Source organism: Pseudomonas sp. NBRC 111131 (assembly GCF_001320525.1).
Lineage (GTDB): Bacteria > Pseudomonadota > Gammaproteobacteria > Pseudomonadales > Pseudomonadaceae > Aquipseudomonas > Aquipseudomonas ceruminis.
The window spans coordinates 17,508-36,218 of sequence record NZ_BCBH01000023.1 but is presented as its reverse complement, the minus strand read 5'-3'; the positions used below and the strand labels follow the sequence as shown (position 1 = coordinate 36,218).

The window sequence follows — 18,711 nt, the reverse complement described above, 5'->3', positions numbered from 1 at the left end:
AACGCCGACATGAAATTCGACCGTTTCGCCCAATGGCTGGCCAACTGGAGTGGCCGCCCGCTGAGCTTCGCCATCGCGTTGCTGTTGATTCTGGTCTGGGCCGTCACCGGGCCGCTGTTCGATTACAACGACACCTGGCAACTGGTAATCAACACCTCGACCACCATCGTTACATTCCTCATGGTGTTCCTGATCCAGAACACCCAGAACCGGGACAACGATGAGCTGCACATCAAGATCGACGAGCTGTTGCGAACCACCCATCGCGCGCACAAGGCCCTGCTCGACCTCGAGGACATGGACCCTGCCGAGCTGCATGCCTTGCGCAAGCAGTACCAGCGCATGGGCGAACACGGTGAGACAGGCGCCGACAGCAAGGACCAGACGACGGACTGAACGCCCGCTCACTCACGGGTATGAACCTACGCTGGAGACAAGCATGCCCAGACACATCATCCACTTCACCGGCCCGATCAACTCCTCGACCTGTGGCAACCTGATCAACACTTGTTCCAAGGCACTGCAGCAGGGCGCCGAAGCACTGCAGCTGAACATCGCCACGATGGGCGGTGAATGCAGCTATGGCTTTACCCTTTACAACTTCCTGCGCGCGCTGCCGGTGGCGGTGCATACGCACAACCTGGGCACCGTCGAATCGATGGGCAATATCCTGTTCCTGGCCGGTGAACATCGCACCGCATGTAGCCACAGCAAATTCCTGTTCCATCCGTTCCATTGGACGCTGCATGGTTCGGTGGACCACGCGCGCATGGCGGAATATGCAATGAGCCTGGATTACGACCTGCAGCTGTATGCGCAAATCGTTGCCGAGCGTACTCAAGGCAGCAGCGAAGTCCTGGATGTACCGCGCTACCTCATGGCTTATCCGCGGATACTGGGGCCTGACGAGGCATTGGCGAGCGGGATGATTCACGCCATCGACGAGATGCCGATCGAGGCGCAGGTCACGCAGTGGAGTGTGCATGCATGATGCACAAGCCCTGATCAGCGCACTGATGCTGCCATGGCCCGGTCACAGGCAAGCAACGACAGGATCAGCGCCTTGATTTCGCTGTTCAAGGCTGGCACCTGCGTCAGGTGTTCAAAGCGGCAGTCGGCAATTTCATGCTGGGCGATGGGCTTGGGGGCATCGGCAAAGTCGGCTTCGAACACATAGTGTATGCGCCCTGGTGCCTCATAGCGCATCAGAAAGGTCAGCGCCTCGGCCTGCAGGCCGGTCTCTTCCCACAACTCGCGCGCAGCGGCCTGGTGAGGTGTCTCACCCGGCTCGATCTTGCCGCCCGGTAAGGTCCAGGCAGCCTTGGGCTTTCTCACCCACAGCCATTTATGGGTCTTCTTGCCATGCCGGCAGATGATGGTGGCGCGATGTTTGACTGGCTTCATGCGGGCTCCAGCGGCGAATCTTGATTTCTATCTGGTTTGTCCGCGCCGGTGCAACAAACGTTCTGTTGACTATGGAAAAGATGAGCCCGCAAACCGCTGCACAAGCATTTGCGCTCGCAGTGTTTTGTGCCACCGGTCAGTCCCCGTCAATCGAATTGAGCAGAGCGCTGTTACACGTGCTCCGTATTAGGGCATGGCACAGTTTCATGCGCGCAACCCATCCCATCGCAAGGAGATACGACATGGCTGGCGATCAACAACGGACCGGGCAACGAGGCGGCACCAAGGAAACCAACCCAGGCAACTTTGCCAACGACCGCGAGCGGGCCTCCCGTGCAGGCCAGAAGGGCGGACAGGCATCGGGCGGCAACTTTGCAAACGACCGTGAGCGGGCCTCCCAGGCCGGGCGCAAGGGCGGGCAGAACAGCCATGGGGGAGGCCGCCAGGCGCAGTGAGCTCCGGGGGCAATTGTTCGACAATATTTTTTGAATCTTCTCGACAGGCATCACTCAATGACTGAGTCATCCATGGAGAAGAGGAGGGCCGAGTGATGCCTAACCCCCAGCTGTATATCATCGATTACCAACTGCACGGCGAGCCCCGCAGCTTCATCATTCGCCTTGAGCGGCTGGATAATGCCGAGGCTTGGCACTGGGCAAGCTGTGATGCAGGGATTGGCATCATCCCCAAGTTTGGCCGAGAAAAAATCAAGAAAGTCAGCCGCCCCATGGCCGAGCGCTATGGAATAACGGGCGTCAATTGGCGGCCATCGGGCAGCAAACCGAGCCAATCGGTAGGCGACTCGGCGTTGATAGGCTGAGTGTGGGAGCGGGCAGACGCCCGCTCCAATACATCACGCACCCGCTTCGGGATCGCTGGCAGGGACTCCAGGGCGGTTCTGTTCGTCATCGGTGACATTCGGATCGGCATCCGGGTCATCCGCCCGATCGTTGCGCCGTTCAGGCTCCAGCTCGGGCCAGTCGTCCTGGGCATTACCGCCGCCCATTTGCAGTCGTTCGTTCATCACGGTCTCCTTGGCGTACTTTGCACATTAGAGTGTGCTGTAGCCAGGGCGATCTTTCTGCGGGCGCCAATACCGACCAACGGTGTCAGGTACCGGTGTATTTCACGGCGGCGGCGGTGCGTGTGGTGACGTTGAGCGCCTTGAGCAGCGAGGAGACATGGATGCGTACAGTGAACGGCGAGATGTCCAGGTCCCGGGCAATTTCCTTGTTGGTCTTGCCCTGAGCGATCAGGCGCAGCACCTCGTGCTGACGATGGGTCAGTTGTTCAAGCTCGGCGTCGCAGCCCAGGTTCGGCAATAGCCCTGACGGCGCGTACTTGACCAACACTTCACCGTCACGAATGGCCAGGATCGCGGCGCCGATCTCGTCGGGCGCGATGCTCTTGCCGATAAAGCCATCCACACCACTGGCCATGACCTGTTCGATCAGCACCGGCTCATCGACCATTGACACGATGATCAAGGTGGTGCGGCGCAGTTGCTGGCGCAGCTCGGCCAACCGGTCGACACCGGTCAGGCCAGGGAAGCGAAGGTCAAGAATCAGTGTGTCTGGCGCCTCGCCCTGACGGGCCAGGCTCAGGACCTGCTGCAGGTCTGCGGCTTCTTCCGGCTGCGCATCGGGTAATACCCGCTGCACGGTGCGGACCATCGCCTCCCTGAACAGCGGATGGTCATCCGCCACGATGATGCGACACGTCACGTTCTGAAACTCCCTTTGATCGCCCGTTTTCCGGGTCGTGCTAATTTAACAGCCGACTACGGCAGCCGTCGCGACGAGATGGCCGTTATGCGACCCCGTGCACAAGGACGTCTTCATGGATTTCAACAAGAACAACGAGCTGGACCAGGCGAACCTGCGGATCATCGTTGCCTGCTGCGCACTGGCCTATATCGTGTTTCTAGGTTTCCTGCCTGGCCATTCGCTGCCCGACTACCTGCCAGTCATCTACTACATCCTCTGTTTCATCCTGCTGTCGGTCGGCCTGCGCCAGGCGATCGCTCGCTGGCCAGGCCATTACCCTTGGCGCCGGGTACTGGGCATCGTGCATGACTACACAGGCACCTGCTTCGGTCTGGTGCTGGGCGGTGAATCGGCGCTGCCGCTGTATGCCGTGATGGTCTGGGTAAACCTGGGCAACGGTATGCGCTTCGGTACCCGGTACCTTGCCATTGCCACGGTGCTGGCACTGACCGCGCTGCTGGTGGTGTATCGCCTCAACCCCTACTGGCAGGCCAACCCGTACATGGTGCTGATGCTATTGACCACCAGTACGGTGATTCCGTTCTACGCCCACCTGTTGCTGGAGCGCACGCGCCAGGCATCTGAGCGGGCGATGGCCGCCACCCAGGAGAAATCGCGTTTTCTGGCCCAGGCCAGCCACGACCTGCGGCAACCGATCCACTCCATCGGCCTGTTCACCGCGTGCCTGCGCGAAGCGCCGCTGGGGGAGCAGGAGCGACGCCTGGTGGACAGTATCGACCGTTCGCTGCTCAACGTGTCGCAGCTGTTCCGCTCGATCCTTGACCTGTACACGCTGGATAATGGCCGGGTGCAACCGAAGTACGAGACGTTCGCGCTGGGGGATTTCCTTGCCGAGCTGCTGCGCCAGAACGCCGAGGCGGCCCGTTGGAGCGGGGTGCAGATGCGCCTGCGCGCGTGCAGCCACTGGACGCGCGCCGACCGCGGGATGCTCGCGACCATGGTGCAGAACGTGCTGTCCAACAGTTTCAAGTATGCGGCCCATCGGCCGTTGCTGATTGGTGTGCGGCGCCACGGCGAAGGGCTGGCGATTGTTGTCTACGACCAGGGGCGGGGTATTGGCGAAGAGCACCAGACGCTGGTGTTCGAGGAGTTCTACCGGGTGCGCCACGCACGTGACAAGGATGTCGAAGGCGTCGGCCTGGGGCTGTCGATCGTCAAGCGGCTAGGGCGGCTGATGGGCGTGCAAGTGTACTTGCGGTCCCGCCTCGGCCGGGGGACGGCGGTGAGCCTGCAAGGCCTGCCGCGGGTGGCGGCGCAAACGGTTGCAGTCAGTGTCGAGCAGCAGGCCCTGCAAAGTGCGATGCTTGGTGGTTTACGGGTGTGCTTGGTGGAAGATGACCATAACGTGCTGCGCGCCACCTCGGCATTGTTGCAGCGTTGGGGTTGCGAGGTGGAGGCGCACAGTTCACCGGTTGGCCTGAGCAGCCAGTGTGAGGTGATCGTTGCCGATTACGACCTGGGCCAGGAAGCGACCGGCGTGGACTGTATCGACCGTTTGCGCGAGCAGCGGGGCTGGGAAGTGCCGGCGTTGATCATGACCGGGCATGACCTGGAGAGGATCCAGGCCCTGGTGCAAGGGCGCAATATCGCCATTTTGTCCAAACCGGTCAGGCCGGTGGAACTGCGGGCGGCATTGCGCGGCTTGCGGGAAGTGCCCGCCGCCTAGGTTGCCTGTGCGGGCTTCAGCGTCGGCGAGCCGGCCAATCGGCATGGCTGGCCGACGCTGGGACGAGTGCGTCAAGCCATCATTCAGGGCTGCTTGAGCACCAGGGTCAGAATGTCATAACTGGCGACCAATTCACCCAGCTGGTTGGTCACCTCGACATCCCACGCTACCACGCCCTGCGGCTGACCGAGCGGGCTGGCCTTGCCCTGGTCAATCTTGCGCTTGCACGTCAGCCGCGCCTGGATGGTGTCGCCAATGCCCACCGGGTTGATGAAGCGCAAGGTATCCAGCCCGTAGTTGGCCAGCACCGGCCCGGCACCTGGGGAGACGAACAGCCCGGCCGCCGCCGAGAGCACGAAGTAGCCGTGGGCGATGCGTTTGCCGAACTGCGATGCCTTGGCCGCGATCTCGTCGAAGTGCATGTAGAAATGGTCACCCGACAGGCAGCCGAAGTTGACCAGGTCGGCTTCGGTCACCGTGCGGCGGTGGGTCAGCAGCGATTCACCGATGCGCAGTTCGTCGAAGTAACGGCGGAACGGGTGCACCGGGGTCTCGATCACCTCGGCGCCGCGGACATATTCGCCGGTCACGGCGGTGAGCATGCTTGGCGAACCCTGCACGGCGGCGCGCTGCAGGTAATGCTTGACCGCGCGCAGGCCACCGAGCTCCTCGCCACCCCCAGCGCGGCCAGGGCCGCCGTGTTTGAGCTGCGGCAGCGGCGAGCCGTGGCCGGTGGACTCCTTGGCCGCTTCGCTGTCCAGCACCAACAGGCGACCATGCCAGGCGGCCGCAACTGGAATCGCCTTGGCTGCCACGGCACGGTCGGCGGTGACCAACGTCGCCACCAGGCTGCCCTTGCCACGCGCGGCCAGGGCCAGGGCTTCGTCAAGGTCATGGTAGGCCATCAACGTGCTGACTGGGCCGAAGGCCTCGATATCGTGGGCACCACCCTCGGCATGCGGGTCACGGGCCTGAAGCAGGGTCGGGGCGAAAAATGCACCTTCGGCAACGCCTTCGCCACGCGGGGCAAAGCCGTCGCTGGCACCGAACAGCTGGTCGCAACTCTCCAGCAGGGCACGGACCCGCTCGCCCACGTCACGCTGCTGGTCGTGGGAGGCCAGGGCACCCATGCGCACACCTTCCACCGCCGGGTCCCCGACCACCACGTTGCTCAGGCGCTCACGCAGGCGTGTGGCCACGGCGTCCAGGTGCTTGGCGGGGACGATGGCGCGACGGATGGCGGTGCATTTCTGACCGGCCTTGGTGGTCATTTCACGCACCACTTCCTTGATGTACAGGTCGAACGCTTCGCTGTCCGGGGCCACGTCAGGGCCGAGGATGGCGCAGTTGAGCGAATCGGCCTCGGCGGTGAACGGCACCGAATGGCGGATCAGGTTAGGGGTAACGCGCAGCTTCGCAGCCGTGTCCGCAGACCCGGTGAAGGTCACCACATCCTGGCCCTGCAAGCGGTCCAGCAGGTCCCCCGTGCTGCCGACCACCAGTTGCAGGCTGCCCTCGGGCAGCAGCCCTGAGGCGTGCATCAGGCGCACCACGGCTTCGGTCAGGTAGCTGGTTGACGTGGCAGGCTTGACGATGCAGGGCATGCCGGCCAGGAAGGTCGGGGCGAACTTCTCCAGCATGCCCCAGATCGGGAAGTTGAAGGCATTGATGTGCACGGCGACACCCGCGCGCGGCACCAGGATATGACTACCGGCAAAATGGCCTTGCTTGCCCAGCGGGATCGCCGGGCCTTCGTGCACCAGGTTGCCCGAGGGCAGTTCGCGGCTACCGATACCGGCATAGGCAAACAGCGTGGCGTTGCCGCCTTCGATGTCGATCCAGCTGTCGGCGCGGGTAGCGCCACTGTGGTGGGACAGGGCGTAGAGCTGCTCCTTGCGTTCAGCCAGATACAGCGCCAGGGCCTTCAGGCGGGCGGCTCGCTGCTGGAAGTCCATGGCCATCAGCTGCGCAAGGCCGCGTACCCGGGCGAAGTCCACGGCTTCGGCAAAGTCCGGGCGCTCTTCATGGCTGTAGGCCAATACATGGCCGTCGAGGGCACTGCGCAGGGCCTGGGCGCCGTGCTGGCCGATCCAGCGGCCGGCGATGAAGCTCTGCAGGGTGGGGGCGTCAGACATGCTGTTCTCCTGTAAAGGGCGCTGTTACCACAGCGCCAGGGTGTAACCGATGATCAGGCGGTTTTCGTCCACGGCGTTGGTCAGCCCGTTGCCGGAGCGGAAGGTGACGTTGCGCCAGCGCAGGCTCACGTCCTTGAACGGGCCGCTCTGGATGACGTAGGTGAGGTCGGTATCACGCTCGCGCTCACGGCCATTGCTGACGATGGCGGTTTCGGCATGGCGGCCATCGGTGTAGCGGGTCATGAAGCTCAGGCCTGGGATGCCCAGGGCAACGAAGTCGTAGTCGTAGCGCAGTTGCCACGAATCGAGCCCCGCGCGGGTGGAGGTGTTGTAGGTCACCAGGTTGACGGTGAACGGGTCGCCGCCGTTGACGAATGGAAAGGCGCTGGCGCCGGACATCTGCTGCCAGGTGGCGGTGAATTTATGGGCCTTCACGCCGAGGGTGAACAGGGCGTTGAAGTTGCGGTTGTCGATAGTGCCGGCGCGCTCGGCACCGTCGTTGCGGCTGTCGAAGTAGCGCAGGTCGCTGCGCAGGCTCAGGCCTTCACCCAGCGGGCGTGTGTCGACCAGGCCGACGAACTGCTGGCGGTAGATGTCCTGGAGCTTGGCGTAGTAGTAGCTGACGCTGGTCTGCGGGGTGATCGCGTAGCTGCCGCCGGCAAAATCAAGGTGGTCGCTGGTGGCGGCACCGTAGCCCATGGCGTCGCGGCCGGATGAATCGCGCAGGTTGGCTTTGCTCAGGCGCCCGGCATTGAAGGTGAGGCCGTCGATGTCCTGGCTGGTCAATTGGCCGCCCTGGAAGGTCGAGGCCAGCAGCCGGGTGTCGTTGTACACCACCACTGGCAGGATCGGCTGCAGGGTGCCCAGGCGCAAGGTGCTTTTCGCCACCCGCAGTTTGCCGGTCAGGCCCAGCTCACTGTAGTCGTCGACCGGCTCGAGGCTGTTGGGGCCAAACGGCAACAGGCCGGTGTTGCGCCGGTCGCGGCTGGCGTCGAGTTTGATGCCTAACTGGCCCATGGCGTCCACGCCGAAGCCTACCGGCCCTTCGGTGAACCCGGACGCCACGCGGGCGGTGAAGCCCTGGGCCCATTCCTCGGCCTTGGCCTGGGGGGCGTTGCTCTGGCGAAAGTCGCGGTTGATGTAATGGTTGCGCAGGTCCAGCCGTGCATGGCTGTCGGCGATGAAGTCGGCCAGGGCCGGCGCGGGCAGGGCGAGGGTCGCCAACCACGCAGCTGATTTGAGGTGCATGCGGTTCATTGTTGTTATACCCGACATAGTCAAGAATCAGTGCTTGCTGGCGCCGGCGGCGCCAATCCCGGTCATGGAGCGGATGAACTGCGCCAGGTAGCGCCCGCGTTCTTCGCTGGCACGCGCGCAGGTATCGGTCACCGAGAACACCCAGGCGCCCAGGAACGCCAGGCTCATGGAAAACAGCGCGGGGTTGCTGTAGGGGAACAGCGCCTGTTCGTGGTGCAGCACGTTGACCCACACCGCCGGCCCCAGGACCACCAGCACGATCGCCGACACCAGCCCGGCCATGCTCCCGCATACCGCACCGCGGGTGGTCAGACCCTTCCAGAACATCGAAAGCAGCAGGACAGGGAAGTTGACCGAAGCCGCCACGGCCAGCACCAGGCCTGAGAGGAAGGCGATGTTCTGTGATTCGAACACCAGGCCCAGCACCACCGCCAGCAGGCCGATCACCAGGGTGGCGATACGCGATACGCGCATCTCTTGCTGTTCGGTGGCCTGCCCCTTGCGCACCACGCAGGCGTAAAGATCATGGGACACGGCCGAGGCGCCAGACAGCGCAAGCCCGGCCACCACAGCGAGGATGGTGGCAAACGCTACCGCAGAGATGAAGCCCAGGAACAGGTTGCCACCCACGGCCTGCGCCAGGTGCACGGCGACCATGTTGCCGCCACCGATGATCGCGCCACTGGCATCGCGGTAGGCAGGCTCGGTCCCGACCATCACAATGGCCCCGAACCCGATGACGATCAGCAACAGGTAGAAGTAGCCGATGAAGCCTGTGGCGTAGAACACACTCTTGCGTGCTTCCTTGGCATCGCTGACGGTGAAGAACCGCATCAGGATGTGCGGCAGCCCGGCGGTGCCGAACATCATGCCCAGGCCCAGCGAAATGGCATCCACGGGGTTGGACAGCAAGCCTCCTGGCGCCATGATTGCCTGGCCCTTGGCGTGCACGGCGACGGCATTGGCGAACATCGCCTCGGTGCTGAAGCCAAAATGCTTGAGGACCATGAACGCCATGAAGCTGGTGCCCGACAACAGCATCACAGCCTTGATGATCTGTACCCAGGTGGTGGCGAGCATGCCGCCGAAGGTGACATAGGCCACCATCAACACGCCCACCAGCACGACGGCGTACAGGTAGCTGATGCCGAACAGCAGTTCGATCAGCTTGCCGGCGCCGACCATCTGCGCCACCAGGTACATCAGCGCCACAGCCAGGGTGCCGAAGGCCGAGCTCAAGCGTACCGGGGTTTGCGCCAGGCGGTACGAGACCACGTCGGCGAAGGTGTATTTGCCCAGGTTTCGCAGGCGCTCGGCAATCAGGAACAGGATGATTGGCCAACCGGCCAGCACGCCCAGCGCATACAGCAGGCCGTCGTAGCCGTTCATGAACATCATGGCCGAGATGCCCAGGAACGACGCCGCGCTGATCATGTCGCCCGCGATGGCCAGGCCGTTCTGCATCCCGGTCAGGCCGCCACCGGCGGTGTAGAAGTCACTGGTCGAGCGGGTACGCAGGGCGGCCCAGCGGGTGACCAGCAGGGTGAAGCAGACGAACACCATGAACATCGAGATGGCGGTCCAGTTCATTGCGCGCACTCCTGCTTGACCTTGTCATTGAGCGGGTCGAGCACATTGTTGGCGCGGTGCACGTAGATGCCGGTGAGGGCAAAGGACAGCAGGACCATCAGCACACCGACCAGCATGCCGACGGTGGTCACCCCACCGCTCAGCGACTGGCCCAAGGTAGTGGGGGAAAAGGCCACCAGAAGGACGAAACCGTAGTAGATGACCAGCATGGCCAGGGTAAGGCTGCCGTTGAGGCGGCGCTTGCGCCGCACCAGGTGCTGGAAATCGGGGTGGTTACTGATGCTCTCGATCTGTTCGGGGGTCATGGCAAGCGATCTCTGGGTGTTGTAATTGTTTTTGGTGAGGTCACGCGGTTATTGCGGTGTCGCTGAGGCCCTTTTCGCGGGGTTACGGGCGAACAGGGCAACCCGGTTTCAGAGCTGGTCGAAGTCCAGAACCACCTTGTCGCTGACCGGGTAGCTCTGGCACGACAGCACATAGCCGGCCGCCACTTCGTAGTCTTCCAGGGCGTGGTTGCTGTCCATTTCCACCTCACCCTCGATCACCCGGCACTTGCAGGTCGAGCACACCCCGGCCTTGCACGAGTAGGGCAGTTCGGCGCCGATGGCGTTGCCGGCGTCGAGCAGGTTCTGGCTGTTGCGCGGCAAGTCGAAACTCAGCGCGCGACCGTCACTGATCACGGTGACACGGCTCAACGCGGCATCTACCTGACGCGCGGCCTCGCGGGCTTCGCGGCGGGCGTGGCTGCCGGCGGCGGCGAACAGCTCGAAGTGAATGCGGTCCTTGGCCAGACCATTGACCTGAAGGCTGTCGCGCACGGTTTCGGTCATGGCTTGTGGGCCACAGATGAACGCGGCATCCAGGCTGGCAACGTCCATCCAGCGGGAGAACAATTGGCCGCACTTGTCGGCGTCGATACGGCCGTTGTAAAGGTCGACGTCCTGCTGCTCGCGGCTGAAGACGAAAATCAGGTTCAGGCGGTCGAGGTAGCGGTTCTTCAGGTCTTCGAGCTTGTCGCGGAACAACGCGCTGGAGCTTGAGCGGTTGCCGTACAGCAGGGTGAAGCGGCTGTGCGGCTCGCTGGCCAGGGTGGTGGCAATGATCGACAGGATCGGCGTGATGCCGCTGCCGGCAGCCACGCCCAGGTAATTGCCCTGGCGTGTCGGGGACAAGGGCACGAAGAAGCTGCCCGACGGTGGCATCACCTCGAGCTGCTGGCCCACCTTGAGCACTTCGTTGGCATATGCCGAAAAACGCCCACCAGGTACGCGCTTGACGGCCACGCGCAACTCGCCGTCCTGTACTGCGCTGCAAATGGAGTAGGAGCGGCGCACTTCTTCATTGTCCAGTTGGGTGCGCATCACCAGATACTGGCCCTGGGTGAAGCGGAAGGCGTCCTGCAGGTGTGGCGGCACGTCGAAGGCGATCGATACCGCATCGCGGGTTTCATTGCGCAGTTGCTTGATGGTCAGGCTGTGAAACTGGCTCATGGTGGTCTCCACGGCTCAAATGCATTTGAAATAATCGAACGGCTCCAGGCACTCGCGGCAGCGATAAAGCGCCTTGCACGCCGTGGAGCCAAACTGGCTGAGCACCTCGGTATGGCCGCTGCCGCATTGCGGGCAGCACACCTGCGGGGCTTCGCCGAGCAGGCTGCGTTTGCTGGCGCTGCCTTCGGGCGGGGCGATGCCATAGGCGCGCAGGCGTTCACGGCCCAGGTCGCTGATCCAGTCGGTGCTCCAGGCCGGGGTCAAGCGACGCTCCAGGGCCGGCTCGGGAAACCCGGCCTGCTCCAGCGCCTGGCGGATATCGCCCTCGATCACTTCGGTAGCCGGGCAACCGGAGTAAGTGGGCGTGACTACCAAGTGGAGGTGGCCGGCGCGCCAGCTGAGATCACGAACGATCCCCAGGTCGACCACGCTGACCACTGGCACTTCCGGGTCCATGACCTGGGCAAGCACCGCCCAGGCCCGGCTCAAGTCGTCGCTGCTAGGGGCCCGGGCACCGCGGTCCCCGGCAATCAGCTCACCAGGTTGCATCGGGGTAGGCCCTTGGCAAGAACTGCATCTCGGCCAGCAGCAGGCCCAAGTGTTCGGTGTGCAGCCCTTGGCGGCCACTGAGGTAGAAATGGCTGGCAGCGTTTGGCAGGGGCAGCTCGACCGACTGGAAAATGCGGGCTACTTGGTGGAGCCAGGCCGCTCCCACCTGCGCAGGGTCGGCAGCAATGCCAGCTTCGGCCAGCCGGGCTTCGCTTTCGCTGCCGGTTGTGAGTTCGACGGTGAAGCGCCACAACGCAGGTATCGCCTCAAGCATGCGCCGACGGCTCTCTTCGGTACCGCCACCCAGGCGTTGTACCCATTCGCTGGAGCGGCGCAGGTGATAGGTCACTTCCTTGAGGGCCTTGCCGGCAATACCGGCGATACGCGCGTCGCTGGAGTCGACCAGGCGCTGCAGCACGGCATGGTGCCAGGCGTCATAGAAGCACTGTTTGGCCATGGTCACGGCAAAGTCACCGTTGGGTTGCTCGACCAGCAGCAGGTTACGAAACGCTCGCTCGTCGCGGCCAAAGGCCAGGGCATCGGCGTCCCGGCCGTCGGCGAGCAACTCGGCGGCGTATTCCAGCCAATTGCGCGCCTGGCCCACCAGGTCGAGGCCGACGTTCATCAGGGCCAGTTCTTCTTCCAGTGCCGGCGCGTGGCCGCACCATTCACACAGGCGCTGGCCCTGGATCAGGGCGCTGTCACCGAGCAACAGCAGGTAAGGGATGAGTGCTTGGGTGTGCATGGCCAACCTCACATGTGCCCGACTTCGTCGGGGAGTTCATAGAAGCTGGCGTGGCGGTAGACCTTGTCGTCCGATGGAGCGAACAGCGGGTCTTTCTCGTCAGGCGAGGAGGCGGTGATCAGCGCCGAAGGCACTACCCAAAGGCTGACCCCTTCGCTGCGGCGGGTGTATAGCTCGCGGGCGTTCTCGATCGCCATTGCCGCATCGGCGGCATGCACGCTGCCGACATGCTTGTGGTTCAGGCCGTGCTTGCTGCGCACGAACACTTCGTAAAGGGTCCAGACAGACATTTTCGATCTCCGCATCAATCGCCGCTCAGGCGGCGTTCTTGTTCTGTTGCTTGCGCGCATACGCCACGGCCGCTTCGCGGACCCACGCGCCATCCTCGATGGCCTTGCGCCGGGTGGCGACGCGCTCCTGGTTGCAGGGGCCGTTGCCCTTGATGACTTCGTAGAACTCCTCCCACTGGATCGCGCCGAAATCGTAGTGGCCGCGGGCTTCGTTCCATTTCAGGTGCGGGTCCGGCGCAGTGCAGCCAAGCAGCTCCAGCTGCGGCACGGTCTGGTCGATGAAGCGTTGGCGCAGCTCGTCGTTGGTTTGGCGCTTGATCTTCCAGGCCATCGACTGGGCGCTGTTAGGGGAGTGTTCGTCGCTTGGGCCGAACATCATCAGGGCCGGCCACCAGAGGCGATTGATGGCGTCCTGGACCATGTCCTTCTGCGCCTGGGTACCGTCGCGCATCATGGTCAGAAGCAGTTCGTACCCCTGGCGCTGGTGGAAGCTTTCTTCCTTGCAGATACGGATCATTGCCCGGGAGTAGGGACCATAGGAGGTGCGCTGGAGCACCACCTGGTTGACGATGGCCGCACCATCGACCAGCCAGCCCACCGCCCCCATGTCGGCCCAGCTCAGGGTCGGATAGTTGAAGATGCTCGAATACTTTGCCTTGCCACTGTGCAGCTTGGCGATTTCCTCGTCGCGGTCGGCGCCGAGGGTTTCCATGGCGCTGTACAGGTACAGGCCGTGGCCGGCTTCGTCCTGGATCTTGGCCATCAGCTGCAGCTTGCGCTTGAGGCTGGGGGCGCGGGTGACCCAGTTGCCTTCGGGCAGCATGCCGACGATTTCCGAGTGGGCGTGCTGGGAGATCTGCCGGATCAGGGTCTGGCGATAGGCCTCGGGCATCCAGTTCTTGGCTTCGATCTTGATTTCGGCGTCGATCTTTTCCTGGAAGTTGCGCTCCTCGGGCGACATCTCGTCCAGCGATTTGACGCGCTTGACTCCGGTTTCCACTAGCTGTGCGTACATGTTCCGACTCCTGCTAAGGCATGAGTCATTTGTAAGCGATACAAAACATAAGGTCAAACAGTTTCCTATGTATCAAATAAGATTTGTGTATCACATGCTGTGTTGACGGAGCACGGGCACCAGGCAAAAAAAAGCCCTGGCTAAGCCAGGGCCTTAAAAACAGCTGAAACGTCAGCTGGCCAACCGTTTGTCATAGACGTGGCACGCCTTGCCTTCGGAGCGCTTGAGCGTGCCGCAGGGCTGCAGTCGCACCTGGGTGCTGATGCCGATGTAGGTTTTGATCTGTTTGGTCAATTCGCCAGTGAGCAGCTTGCGCTGGCTGTCGTCCAGCCCTTGGCACTCACCCCGCAATTCCACGTGCACCTCGACACTGTCCAAGTTGCCATTGCGATACAGATGAATCTCGTATAGCTCAGAAAGCTGTTTTATTTTTAGCACTTGTTCCTCGATTTGAGTCGGGAACACGTTGACCCCACGGATGATCAGCATGTCGTCGCTGCGCCCGGTGATCTTGCCTCTGCGCCGCATGGGGCGCGCGGTGCCCGGCAGCAGGCGTGTGAGGTCGCGGGTGCGGTATCGCACCATCGGCAGCGCCTCCTTGCTCAGCGAAGTGAACACCAGTTCGCCCAATTGCCCATCGGGCAATACCGCGCCGGTCAGCGGGTCGATGATTTCGGGGTAGAAGTGGTCCTCCCAGATGGTCGGGCCATCCTTGCTCTCGAGGCATTCCATGGCCACGCCTGGGCCCATGATTTCAGACAGGCCGTAGATATCCAGGGCATCGATGCCCAGGCGCTGTTCGATGGAGCGGCGCAACTCGTCGGTCCATGGCTCGGCACCAAAGATGCCCAGGCGCAGCTTGAGGTCCTGTGGGTCTATACCCTGGCGCTCAATCTCGTCGGCCAGGTTGAGCATATAGGACGGGGTGACCATGATGATGTCCGGCTGAAAGTCGCGTATCAGCTGCACCTGTTTCTCGGTCTGCCCGCCGGACATGGGAATGACCGTGCACCCCAGGCGCTCGGCACCGTAGTGGGCACCCAGACCGCCGGTGAACAGGCCATAACCGTAGGACACATGCACCTTGTCGCCCTTGCGCCCACCCGCGGCCCTGATCGAGCGGGCAACCACATTGGCCCAGGTATCGATGTCGTTCTGGGTATAACCGACCACCGTCGGCTTGCCGGTGGTGCCGCTGGAGGCGTGCAGGCGCACAACCTCTTGCTGGGGCACGGCAAACATGCCGTAGGGGTAGTTGTCGCGCAGGTCGTTCTTGCCAGTGAAGGGGAACCTCGCCAGGTCGTCGAGGGACTTCAGGTCGTCCGGGTGAGCGCCGCATTCGTCGAAACGCTTGCGGTATAGCGGCACGTGGTCGTAGGCGTGTTTCAGGCTCCAGCGCAAACGCTCCAGTTGGTGCTGGCGCAGGGCGTCGATACTGGCGGTTTCCATCGGGTCCAGCAGGGCACGATCGGCATCATGGTACATGTTCATGGCTTCACTCGAATTGTTCTTGTAGACCGGCACGCGCTTGTGCAAAGCGCGCGTCGTGAGTGTCATGGACGCAGCATAACGGGCGGCGTCGCGTTCAGTAACAAGCCGTTGGTCAGAGGCGTTCAATGACCATGGCGATACCTTGGCCAACGCCGATGCACATGGTGCACAGGGCATAGCGTCCGGCCGTTTCTTCCAGCTCATGCAGCGCGGTGGTCACCAGCCGCGCACCGCTCATGCCCAGCGGGTGGCCCAGGGCAATGGCGCCACCGTTGGGGTTGACCCGCGGGTCGTCGTCGGCCAGGCCCAGTTCACGCAGCACGGCCAGGCCTTGAGCCGCGAACGCCTCGTTGAGCTCGATGACATCCATGTCTGCCAGCGCCAGGCCGGTCAGTTCCAGCACCTTGTGCGTCGCCGGCACCGGGCCAATGCCCATGATGCGTGGATCGACACCGGCCACCGCCATGCCGACGATCCGCCCCCGCGCCTTGAGGCCATGGCGGCGTGCTGCCTGGCTGCTGGCCAGCAACAGGGCGCAGGCACCGTCGTTGACCCCAGAGGCGTTGCCTGCCGTAACGCTACCGCCCTGGCGAAACGGCGTGCCAAGCCTGGCCAATTGTTCAAGCGTGGTATCGGCACGCGGGTGTTCATCGTGCTCGACACGAAGGGCCGGGCCTTTACGCTGGGCAATCGTCACCGGCACGATTTCACGGGCCAGCCGCCCGCGCGCCTGGGCAGCAGCAGCCTTGTGCTGGCTGCGCAGGGCGAAGGCATCCTGGTCAGCGCGGGAGATGGCAAATTGCTCAGCAACGTGTTCTGCGGTCTCGGGCATGGAATCGGTGCCGTACTCGGTGTGCATCAACGTATTGACGAAACGCCAGCCGATGGTGGTGTCGAACAGCTCAGCGCTGCGGCCAAAAGCCTGCTCGGACTTGCCCATGACAAAGGGCGCGCGCGACATCGACTCTACGCCGCCTGCCAGCATCAGGCCGGCCTCGCCGCAGCGCAGCGCACGGGCGGCATTGCCGATGGCGTCCATCCCGGAACCGCACAAGCGATTGAGGGTAGTGCCCGGCACGTTGACCGGCAGGCCGGCCAGCAAAACGGCCATGCGTGCTACGTTGCGGTTGTCTTCACCGGCCTGGTTGGCGCAGCCGAGGATCACGTCATCGATGGCTTGCCAGTCCAGTTGGGGGTGGCGCTCGATCAAGGCCTTGATCGGCACCGCCGCCAGGTCGTCGGCACGCACGCTGCTCAAGGCCCCGCCGTAACGGCCGATGGGCGTTCGCACGGCGTCGATGATCAGCGCGTCGAAGGGGGTGTGTTCAGTCATCTGGGGTCTCCTGCGCGAGCACCGTCCCGCGCACTTTGTAGGATTTGCCGTGGAACAGGGCGATCAGCTCGCCGCGCTGGTTTTCAATGCGTACGTCGTAGAGCCCGGTACGGCCTTTGCGGCTGAGTTCGGACGCACGTGCGGTCAGCACGTCCCCGCGCAGTGCAGGCGCTACGTAGTCAATGCTGCAACCCAGGGCGACAGTCGCCTGGTCGTAGCTGTTGCAGGCAAAGGCGAAGGCAGAGTCGGCCAGGGCGAAAAGAAAACCACCGTGGCAGGTACCGTGGCCTTGGAGCATGTCGGCTCGCACCGCCATGCGCAGGCGCGCCCGGCCAGCGCCGGCGTCGAGCAGCTCGATGCCCAGGGCCTGGCTGGCCTGGTCGCGGGAAAACAGCGCATCGACGCAGGCCTGGGCCAGCGCGTCAGGGTTAGGTTGGGGGTCATTCATGCAGGCGGGCTCCTTGGGCATCGCAACGGCGCAGCAGCAGGGAAGGGCGATAGCGGCTCTCGCCGTAGCTGCGCTGGAGGTTTTCCAGCACGCGTAGCGTGTAGCCAAGCCCAAGCTGTTCGGCCCAGGCGAGCGGGCCGAGTGGGTAATTGACCCCGGAACACATGGCCAGGTCGATGTCGGCAGCGCTGCCGACACCCTGCAACAGTGCGTCAGCGGCTTCGTTGGCGAGCATGGCCACGGTCCGCAACACAACCAGGCCAGGCAGGTCGGCGATGGCCGACACCCGGAGGCCGGCGCGCTGCAGCAACGCCACCGCCTGGTCGCGAGCCAGGCTCGTGGTATCGGCAGACCAACTGACGGCAATGCGTGAAGCACTGCGGTAATCCAGGGCAAGGTCGACCAATACCAGGTTGCGCAGGCCGTCCTCTCGGGCGCGCTGGCTAGCCAGGCGGCCATCGGACAGAGCCAGGGTCGCGTCGCCGACCTGGATCAGGCCCAGGCCGGCACGCTCGCTGACGGCTACCCCGTTGTCGCGCAAGCGCTCGGCCAGCGGCTGCAGCACGCCCAGGTTGCCCTCGACCACGCAGCGCTCCACTGTGGCCTGGCTTTGCAGCTCATCTGCGTGCGGGCGCTGCGCGCCTTCGGCGTAGCTATAGAAGCCCTGGCCACTCTTGCGGCCCAGGCGCCCGGCATCGACCAGTTCTTTTTGCACCAGTGACGGCTGGAAGCGGAAGTCACCATAGAAGGCGTCGAACACCGAGCAGGTGACCGCGTAGTTGACGTCATGGCCGATGAGGTCGGTGAGCTCGAAGGCGCCCATGCGAAACCCGCCGGCATCGCGCAGCAGTGCATCGAGCGTGGCGCAGTCGGCCGCGCCTTCCTGCTGCAGGCGCAGGCTTTCGGCATAGAACGGCCGGGCCACGCGGTTGACAATGAAGCCTGGTGTGGAACGGGTCTGCACGGGCTGCTTGCCCCAGGCCTTGGCGGTTTCATAAAGCTGCGCGGCAACGGCTGGCGCGGTGGCCAGCCCGCGGACGATTTCCACCAGGGCCATCAGCGGGGCGGGGTTGAAGAAATGCATGCCCACCACCTGCTGCGGCCGTTGCAGGCCCGCGGCCAGGCTCGTGATCGACAGCGACGAGGTATTGCTGGCCAGAATGCAGTGTGGGGCGCAGAGCGTTTCAAGCTGCACCAGCAGGGCCTGCTTGACCTGCAGGTTCTCGACGATGGCCTCGATGACCAAGCAGGCATCGGTGAGGGCCTCGATCGCCTCCACTGGCTGCAAGCGTGCAGTGATAGCCTCGCGAGCCTTGGGCTGCAGCCTGCCTTTTTCCACCAGACGCCCGAGCTGACGGTCGATGCCCGCCACGGCCTGTGCCGCTGCACCGGGGCGGTTGTCGTAGAGCTTGACCGGGTGCCCGGCCTGGGCCGCCACCTGGGCGATACCGGCGCCCATCGCACCCGCGCCGATCACTGCCACCAGCGCGTTGTTATCCAGTGCGCCCATG

Annotated in this window: 20 protein-coding genes and 1 pseudogene; 5 read left to right on the top strand and 16 right to left on the bottom strand. The window is 63.6% G+C overall.

The genetic code is table 11. The features are described from left to right. Positions 1–9: 9 nt before the first annotated feature. Together APH34_RS19475 and APH34_RS19470 are read left to right on the top strand one after the other, a co-directional pair. Positions 10–396 (top strand): low affinity iron permease family protein, encoded by a 387-nt coding sequence (locus APH34_RS19475; RefSeq protein WP_054902525.1) that lies wholly within the window; start codon positions 10–12, stop codon positions 394–396. Positions 397–439: 43 nt separating this feature from the next. Continuing rightward, positions 440–991, top strand: coding sequence for an ATP-dependent Clp protease proteolytic subunit (locus APH34_RS19470; protein WP_054902524.1), 552 nt, complete (start codon positions 440–442; stop codon positions 989–991). Between the two features lie 14 nt (positions 992–1,005). Here APH34_RS19470 and APH34_RS19465 read toward each other — a convergent pair whose 3' ends face one another. Further along, positions 1,006–1,404 (bottom strand): NUDIX hydrolase, encoded by a 399-nt coding sequence (locus APH34_RS19465; protein WP_054902523.1) that lies wholly within the window; start codon positions 1,402–1,404, stop codon positions 1,006–1,008. 242 nt (positions 1,405–1,646) lie between these two features. Between APH34_RS19465 and APH34_RS19460 the strand changes: the two genes are divergently transcribed. Continuing rightward, on the top strand, positions 1,647–1,859 hold the full coding sequence (locus tag APH34_RS19460) for a general stress protein (protein ID WP_054902522.1): 213 nt from the start codon (positions 1,647–1,649) through the stop codon (positions 1,857–1,859). Positions 1,860–1,954: 95 nt separating this feature from the next. Continuing rightward, positions 1,955–2,224, top strand: coding sequence for a DUF6555 family protein (locus tag APH34_RS19455; protein ID WP_054902521.1), 270 nt, complete (start codon positions 1,955–1,957; stop codon positions 2,222–2,224). A gap of 33 nt (positions 2,225–2,257) precedes the next feature. Here the strand turns inward: APH34_RS19455 and APH34_RS29295 are convergent, their stop codons facing one another. Together APH34_RS29295 and APH34_RS19450 are read right to left on the bottom strand one after the other, a co-directional pair. Beyond that, complete coding sequence (locus APH34_RS29295) at positions 2,258–2,428, bottom strand: hypothetical protein (RefSeq protein ID WP_156358096.1); 171 nt, start codon at positions 2,426–2,428, stop codon at positions 2,258–2,260. An 85-nt stretch (positions 2,429–2,513) separates the two neighbouring features. Further along, positions 2,514–3,128, bottom strand: a complete 615-nt coding sequence (locus APH34_RS19450) for a response regulator transcription factor (protein ID WP_054902520.1) — start codon at positions 3,126–3,128, stop codon at positions 2,514–2,516. 115 nt (positions 3,129–3,243) lie between these two features. Between APH34_RS19450 and APH34_RS19445 the strand changes: the two genes are divergently transcribed. Then, positions 3,244–4,857, top strand: a complete 1,614-nt coding sequence (locus tag APH34_RS19445) for a hybrid sensor histidine kinase/response regulator (protein WP_054902519.1) — start codon at positions 3,244–3,246, stop codon at positions 4,855–4,857. Between the two features lie 83 nt (positions 4,858–4,940). Here the strand turns inward: APH34_RS19445 and paaZ are convergent, their stop codons facing one another. The 13 genes and pseudogenes from paaZ to paaH form a co-directional block, all read right to left on the bottom strand. Then, positions 4,941–6,992: a phenylacetic acid degradation bifunctional protein PaaZ gene (gene paaZ / locus APH34_RS19440; protein WP_054902518.1), complete on the bottom strand. Its 2,052-nt coding sequence runs from the start codon at positions 6,990–6,992 to the stop codon at positions 4,941–4,943. A 24-nt stretch (positions 6,993–7,016) separates the two neighbouring features. Next, the gene (locus tag APH34_RS19435; protein ID WP_054902517.1) at positions 7,017–8,249 is read right to left on the bottom strand and encodes an OprD family porin; all 1,233 of its coding nucleotides are present in this window, start codon (positions 8,247–8,249) and stop codon (positions 7,017–7,019) included. Positions 8,250–8,276: 27 nt separating this feature from the next. Further along, positions 8,277–9,845, bottom strand: a pseudogene (locus APH34_RS19430) (cation acetate symporter); the annotation flags it as partial. Further along, positions 9,836–10,144: a DUF485 domain-containing protein gene (locus APH34_RS19425; RefSeq protein WP_054902515.1), complete on the bottom strand. Its 309-nt coding sequence runs from the start codon at positions 10,142–10,144 to the stop codon at positions 9,836–9,838. The pseudogene APH34_RS19430 and the gene APH34_RS19425, both read right to left, overlap by 10 nt. Before the next feature lie 108 nt (positions 10,145–10,252). Next, complete coding sequence (gene paaE, locus APH34_RS19420) at positions 10,253–11,329, bottom strand: 1,2-phenylacetyl-CoA epoxidase subunit PaaE (protein ID WP_054902514.1); 1,077 nt, start codon at positions 11,327–11,329, stop codon at positions 10,253–10,255. 15 nt (positions 11,330–11,344) lie between these two features. Then, positions 11,345–11,878, bottom strand: a complete 534-nt coding sequence (gene paaD, locus APH34_RS19415; protein WP_054902513.1) for a 1,2-phenylacetyl-CoA epoxidase subunit PaaD — start codon at positions 11,876–11,878, stop codon at positions 11,345–11,347. Next, positions 11,865–12,623: a 1,2-phenylacetyl-CoA epoxidase subunit PaaC gene (gene paaC / locus APH34_RS19410; RefSeq protein ID WP_054902512.1), complete on the bottom strand. Its 759-nt coding sequence runs from the start codon at positions 12,621–12,623 to the stop codon at positions 11,865–11,867. Before paaC ends, paaD begins: the two co-directional genes overlap by 14 nt. Positions 12,624–12,631: 8 nt before the next feature. Then, the gene (paaB, locus tag APH34_RS19405; protein ID WP_004374528.1) at positions 12,632–12,913 is read right to left on the bottom strand and encodes a 1,2-phenylacetyl-CoA epoxidase subunit PaaB; all 282 of its coding nucleotides are present in this window, start codon (positions 12,911–12,913) and stop codon (positions 12,632–12,634) included. A gap of 25 nt (positions 12,914–12,938) precedes the next feature. Continuing rightward, positions 12,939–13,928: a 1,2-phenylacetyl-CoA epoxidase subunit PaaA gene (paaA, locus tag APH34_RS19400; protein ID WP_054902511.1), complete on the bottom strand. Its 990-nt coding sequence runs from the start codon at positions 13,926–13,928 to the stop codon at positions 12,939–12,941. A gap of 171 nt (positions 13,929–14,099) precedes the next feature. Further along, the gene (gene paaK, locus APH34_RS19395) at positions 14,100–15,419 is read right to left on the bottom strand and encodes a phenylacetate--CoA ligase PaaK (protein ID WP_054902581.1); all 1,320 of its coding nucleotides are present in this window, start codon (positions 15,417–15,419) and stop codon (positions 14,100–14,102) included. 112 nt (positions 15,420–15,531) lie between these two features. Then, complete coding sequence (gene pcaF, locus APH34_RS19390; RefSeq protein WP_054902510.1) at positions 15,532–16,752, bottom strand: 3-oxoadipyl-CoA thiolase; 1,221 nt, start codon at positions 16,750–16,752, stop codon at positions 15,532–15,534. Next, complete coding sequence (gene paaI / locus APH34_RS19385) at positions 16,745–17,200, bottom strand: hydroxyphenylacetyl-CoA thioesterase PaaI (protein ID WP_054902509.1); 456 nt, start codon at positions 17,198–17,200, stop codon at positions 16,745–16,747. Before paaI ends, pcaF begins: the two co-directional genes overlap by 8 nt. Further along, the gene (gene paaH / locus APH34_RS19380) at positions 17,193–18,710 is read right to left on the bottom strand and encodes a 3-hydroxyacyl-CoA dehydrogenase PaaH (RefSeq protein ID WP_054902508.1); all 1,518 of its coding nucleotides are present in this window, start codon (positions 18,708–18,710) and stop codon (positions 17,193–17,195) included. The genes paaI and paaH overlap by 8 nt, the downstream gene beginning before the upstream one ends. Between the last annotated feature and the right edge of the window lies 1 nt (position 18,711).